This window comes from Terriglobia bacterium, assembly GCA_020073205.1.
Classification (GTDB): Bacteria; Acidobacteriota; Polarisedimenticolia; order Polarisedimenticolales; family JAIQFR01; genus JAIQFR01.
This window is the reverse complement of the sequence record JAIQFR010000177.1, coordinates 1-5,172: the sequence shown is the minus strand read 5'-3', so window position 1 is coordinate 5,172 and position 5,172 is coordinate 1. Positions and strand designations below refer to the sequence as shown.

The 5,172-nt window shown below is 66.0% G+C and carries 5 protein-coding genes; all 5 read right to left on the bottom strand.

Features of this window, described 5'->3' with window-relative positions:
- Nucleotides 1–849 (bottom strand): class I SAM-dependent DNA methyltransferase (locus tag LAO51_19935; protein ID MBZ5641016.1); only part of this gene is annotated, 849 nt, incomplete at its 3' end.
- A gap of 526 nt (nt 850–1,375) precedes the next feature.
- Nucleotides 1,376–1,924: a cytochrome c oxidase subunit 3 gene (locus tag LAO51_19930; GenBank protein MBZ5641015.1), complete on the bottom strand. Its 549-nt coding sequence runs from the start codon at nt 1,922–1,924 to the stop codon at nt 1,376–1,378.
- 38 nt (nt 1,925–1,962) lie between these two features.
- Nucleotides 1,963–2,325 (bottom strand): cytochrome C oxidase subunit IV family protein, encoded by a 363-nt coding sequence (locus LAO51_19925; GenBank protein ID MBZ5641014.1) that lies wholly within the window; start codon nt 2,323–2,325, stop codon nt 1,963–1,965.
- A 242-nt stretch (nt 2,326–2,567) separates the two neighbouring features.
- Nucleotides 2,568–3,281 carry a cytochrome c oxidase subunit 3 family protein gene (locus tag LAO51_19920; protein MBZ5641013.1) on the bottom strand — a complete coding sequence of 238 codons (714 nt, stop codon included), beginning with the start codon at nt 3,279–3,281 and terminating at the stop codon, nt 2,568–2,570.
- A gap of 323 nt (nt 3,282–3,604) precedes the next feature.
- Nucleotides 3,605–5,172, bottom strand: a 1,568-nt coding sequence (locus tag LAO51_19915; protein ID MBZ5641012.1) for a cbb3-type cytochrome c oxidase subunit I, incomplete at its 5' end; no start/stop codon positions are given.

Below are 5,172 nucleotides of genomic sequence, written 5' to 3'. Positions count from 1 at the left end.
CTTCGCGCGCGAGGTGGCCCGCGACTCGCGCGTGCTCGCCGCCGGCGACGCGGAGACCTCGTCCTCGGAGAGGGCGATCGGCGCGCCGTTGTTGAAGAGGTTGCCGTTGAAGCGGCGGATGGTGTCGGCGCCGAAGTCGCCGCCCTGCGCCATCACCGCGAACAGGTCAGTCACGAGCTTGCCGAAGCGCGCGGGATCGCGGCGGGACTTCTCGACCAGGCGGGAGAACAGCTTCTCGGGGAGAAGGCCTACGTCCTCCGCGAACATGCAGAACACCAGGCGGTCGAGGAACTGGGCGACATCCTCGCCGGCGGAGCCCTTCTCACGCAGCGACTGGGCGATCTCGCCGATGCGGCGCGCCGCCTCCTCGGTGACCGTCCGGCTGGTCACGCCGGGCTTGAGCTTGTCGGGCTCGAAGAACACCGCGCGCAGGATCTCGTGAGCGCGCGGCGTGTCCAGCTCCTCCAGCCGCACTTCGTGCACACGGTTCGGCGTGTTGGTGAAGTTGGTGTGGACCACGATGCGGTCCATGTCGCAGACCACGAGCAGCGGCGGATTTTCCAGCGACTCGCGATAGGTCAGAAGCTGGACGTAAGCGCCGTCGAGGTCCTTGTGCTTGCCCTTGTACTCCCAGCCGAAGCACCCTTTCTTCCAGACGTCGGCCCAGCCGTCGCCGCCGCTCTCCTTGCCGGCGCCCCGCTCAAAGCAGAACGACTCCCCTATCGGGTCAGCCTTCGCGGGCGGGTCCTGGCCGAGAAGCGCGCACAGGTCGAGGAAGTGCTCCTGCGAGGCCTGGCGCTCCCGCAGCTCGACGCGGCGCCACTTGCTGATGAACTCCTGTGCGTTCACGAGATGAGATTGTCGCACGAAAGACGGGGGTCCGGTGTCAGGGGTCAGGGGTCCGAAGAGACAAGCAGAGGGGTAAAGGTGCAGGGGAGCGGAGGAGCAAGCAGCAAACCCTCGGCGCCTCGCTCCTCTGCTCCTCACCCCCTCCGCTCCCCTGGCGCCGCATCCTCTCCCAGCGCGGGCGTGCGGGTAGACGCGCCGCCGGCAGAGAACAATGTGCGGGCGGATCCTGGCCCCGCCCGAGTTGTCATTGCGAGCGAAGCGAAGCAATCTCGATGTCCTCCAGGAGGTGGTTGGGCACACGGTGGGGGACGGGATTGCTTCGTCGCTGCGCTCCTCGCAATGACACTGGCGTGGGGGCCGCAAGGGTGCTGGAGAGCGGCGGGTAGCCGCGCCGGCGAGGGCGGGACGATGAAGCAATCTCATGGTGACAACGAGATTGCTTCACCCCGCCTGTGGCGGGGCTCGCAATGACAGTTGCGCGAGCGCAACGCAAGAACCGAGCCGCCATCGGCGGCGCCATTGAAGACTAGAAGACGACCAGGATCCCGAACATCACGATCCAAACCGCCGCCAGGAAGTGCCAGTACACCGCACAGTACGCGACTCCCGCATGAGCCACGGCCGTGTATCGCCCGGCCCACGCGCGCGCGGTCACGATCGCGAGCGGGACCAACCCGCCGACGACGTGGGCCGCGTGCAGGCCTGTGAGCATGTAGAAGGTGAAGCCGTAGAGGTTGGTTCTAGCGGTGAGGTTGGCGGCGACGAGTGCGAACCAGTTGAGCGTCTGCGAGACGAGGAAAGCGGCCCCGAGCAGCGTTGTGAGCACCATGCCGGCTCGCAGGGCGGCCTGGCGGTTCCGTCGAGCTGCCCTGACGGCGCCCTGCATCGTGAAGCTCGAGATCACGATGATGAGTGTGCTGATCCACAACGCCGAGGGCAGGCGCGGCACCCCTGGCGGAGGCCACACCGGGGCCCGGCTGCGGATCACGAGATACCCGAAGATCGAGGCGGCGAAGAGCATGGACAGCGCGAGGACCAGGAGCTTCATCCCGAGAAGGCCGGTCCCGAGCGGCACCGGGGGCCGCCGGCCGTTGTCGCTGGATGGGGTCGCACTCATTTCAGGAGCCCAGGGGCGTAGTCGGGGATGAGATCGGGGGCGTAGGCGTGGGAGTCGAGCAGCGCGATCGAGACGAAGAGGGCGAAGAACAGAAGGGCGGCAACGAAGACGATCGCGTGGATCGGCCGGTCGTAGCGCATGTGCATGAAGTACAGCACCACGAGCGTGGCCTTCGCGCCTGCGATCGCCATCGCGATCTCCAGGTTGAAGGTGCCGAGATCCACGCCGGCCACGGCCACCGTGATCACGGTCGCCGCGAGCAGGGTCAGCCATACCCCAGCCAGCACCTTGAACGGCACCACGTGCCCCACGGTCGGGTGGGCGACCAGGTCACTAGGCGTATGCGTCGTCTCGGTCATTCAGCGCTCCACTGGTCGGGGCGAGGGAAAAGGGTAAACGTAAAAGGTAAAAGGAACGACAAACACACGCCGGACGGGTGCGGGCGCGTCTCCCGTCTGGCCAGAGCGTTGTTGCATGGAATCACATTCGTCATCGCGACCTGCCCGCCTTCCTCTCGCCTTCTCCCGTTTGACCTTTTCCGTTCTCCCTTTTCCTCTTTCCATCTTCCCTTTGACCTTTCCCCTTTTCCCTCTTCCGCTCCTCACCTGATCAGATACAGCAGCGGGAACAGGAAGATCCAGATCAAGTCCACGAGGTGCCAGTACAGCCCTGTGAGGTCCACGGGCGTGAAGTAGGCGGGTCCGAACTCTCCCCGCACCGCCCGCAGCACCATCAGCGCGAGGAGGGCCATCCCCGCGATGACGTGGACGCCGTGGAGCCCCGTCATCAGGAAGTACACGGCGAAAAACACCTGGACGTCGTTCGGCGGTTTCTCCCCACCCTCCGGCGTCGCCGCCCGACCCGGCACGGCCAGGCCGCGGGGGCCGACGGCGGCGGGCGGTATCAGCGACCGTTCGTCGGGGTTCGCCACCGGCGCCGGCGAAGGCTTCGCAGCCGGCATCGCCGCGGCGGCCGGCTGCTCGAGGCGGGCGTGGTAGCGCTTGCCCCAGAGGAGGCCCTCCTTCCACTTGTGCTCGTACTCGATCCCCTTGATCCCGAGGAAACAGCCCGCGAGCGCGATCGTGGCGAGAAGGAGGCCGACGAGCTGCTTCTGGCGTCCCAACTGCGCCGCGCGCACGGCGAGCGCCATCGTGAAGCTCGAACAGATCAGCACGGCGGTGTTGAGCGCCCCCAAACCCTTGTCGAGGAACCTGTGCGCGTAGACGAAGATCTCGGGGTGGTTGGAGCGGTACACGGCGTACGCGCAGAACAACCCTCCGAACAGCAGGATCTCGGTGGAGAGGAAGATCCACATCCCGAGCTTTCCCGACTCGAATTGCTGCTCGGCGGTGTCGAAGTGATGCGCGAGGTGACCCGCGTGCGCGTCGGCCACTCCGCCCTCCTTGGTCGCCTCATGCTGCTTCCCGTTCACACGTAGCGTTTTCGTTGTCATCGCGAGGCCCCCGAGTACGGCGAGCCGGCCGTGGCGATCTCGCCGACGTTGACGGGATTGCTTCCCCCACGTCGTCGCTTCGCTCCTCCTCGGGGCAGGCTCTGTCCCGCCGGAGGCGGGACTCCTCGCAATGACAGCGATTCCTTTGTGACGGACGGTGAATGGGTATCGGACATTGCTCCTCCCTACCCGGCCGCCGGCCCGACCGCCGGCGCGTCGTCCGCCGCCCTCGGCACGAAGCCACCGATCGCGCGTTCGTACCGCCAGGCCTCGACGTCGTAGGGGTCGCCCGCCACCGGTGTGGTCGCGAAGTTGTCGTGCGCAGGGGGCGAGGTCGTCCGCCACTCGAGCGTCGCGCCGCCCCAGGGGTTCGCCGGGGCAAGACGCCCCCGGAGCAGCGAGTGGATGAGGTACGCCGCGATGATCAGGAACCCGAGGCCGAGGATGTACGCCCCGATCGTCGACAGTCGGTGGTAGGCCTCGAACTCGGGCAGGTAGTGATAGGAGCGGCGCGGCGCCCCGTGACTCCCCATCACGAACTGGGTGAAGAACGTCGTGTTGAACCCGATGAACACCAGGAGAGCGCCGATCCGTCCCCAGAGCTCGCTGTACATCCGCCCGAACATCTTCGGCCACCAGTAGTGCAGTCCGCCAAGGAACGCGATCACGGTGCCGCCGAACATCACGTAGTGGAAATGGGCGACCACGAAGTAGGTGTCGTGCAGGTGCACATCCACCGCGAGGGCGCCGAGGAAGAGGCCGGTGAGCCCGCCGATCCCGAACAGGAACAGGAAAGAGAGGACGTAGAGCATCGGCGTGGCGAGCCAGATCGAGCCCTTGTACATCGTGGCGATCCAGTTGAACACCTTCACGGCCGATGGGATCGCCACCATGAACGTGAGCGCGCTGAAGATCATGCTCGCGAGGTTCGACTGCCCGGCCACGAACATGTGGTGGCCCCACACCAGGAAGCTGATCACGGCGATGGCGATCGACGAGAGCGCGATGAACTTGTACCCGAAGATGTGTTTGCGCGAGAAGACGGACACCAGCTCGCTGATGACGCCCATGGCGGGCAGGATCATGATGTACACGGCCGGGTGGGAGTAGAACCAGAAGAAGTGCTGGAAGAGCACCGGGTCGCCGCCCAGCGCCGGGTCGAAGATGCCCACTCCGAGGGCGCGCTCCGCGATCAGCAGCAGCAACGTGATCCCCAGCACGGGCGTCGCCATGATCTGGAGGATCGCCGTCCCGTAGATCCCCCAGAGGAAGAGCGGCATCTTGAACCAACTCATCCCCGCCGGCCGGAGCTTGTGGATCGAGACCACGAAGTTGAGACCCGTGAAGATCGACGAGAACCCGAGCACGAAGACGCCGGCGACCATCATGATCACGTTCGTGTTGGTGGTCGTGCTGTACGGGGTGTAGAACGTCCACCCCGTGTCCACCGCCCCGGTGACCATGGAGACCAGGGCCAGAACCGCCCCCGCGATCCACATGTAGAAGCTCGCGAGGTTGAGCCTGGGGAAGGCGACGTCCTTGGCGCCGAGCATCAGCGGCAGCACGAAGTTTCCCAGCGACGCCGGTATCCCGGGGATCACGAAGAGGAAGATCATTATGGCGCCGTGCAGCGTGAACATCTGGTTGTACGCGTCCGGCTTCATGAGGGCGCTGTTGCCGGGCGTCAGGAGCTTCGTGCGGATCAGCTCCGCGAACAGGCCGCCGAGGAAGAACGACGCCAGGATGACGGTCA

What these genes read in the sequence shown, in the direction of transcription:
- LAO51_19925 (MBZ5641014.1), bottom strand. Translation starts at nt 2,325, where the DNA reads ATGACCGAGACGACGCATACGCCTAGTGACCTGGTCGCCCACCCGACC.
- LAO51_19920 (MBZ5641013.1), bottom strand. Translation starts at nt 3,281, where the DNA reads ATGTGGATCTTCCTCTCCACCGAGATCCTGCTGTTCGGAGGGTTGTTC.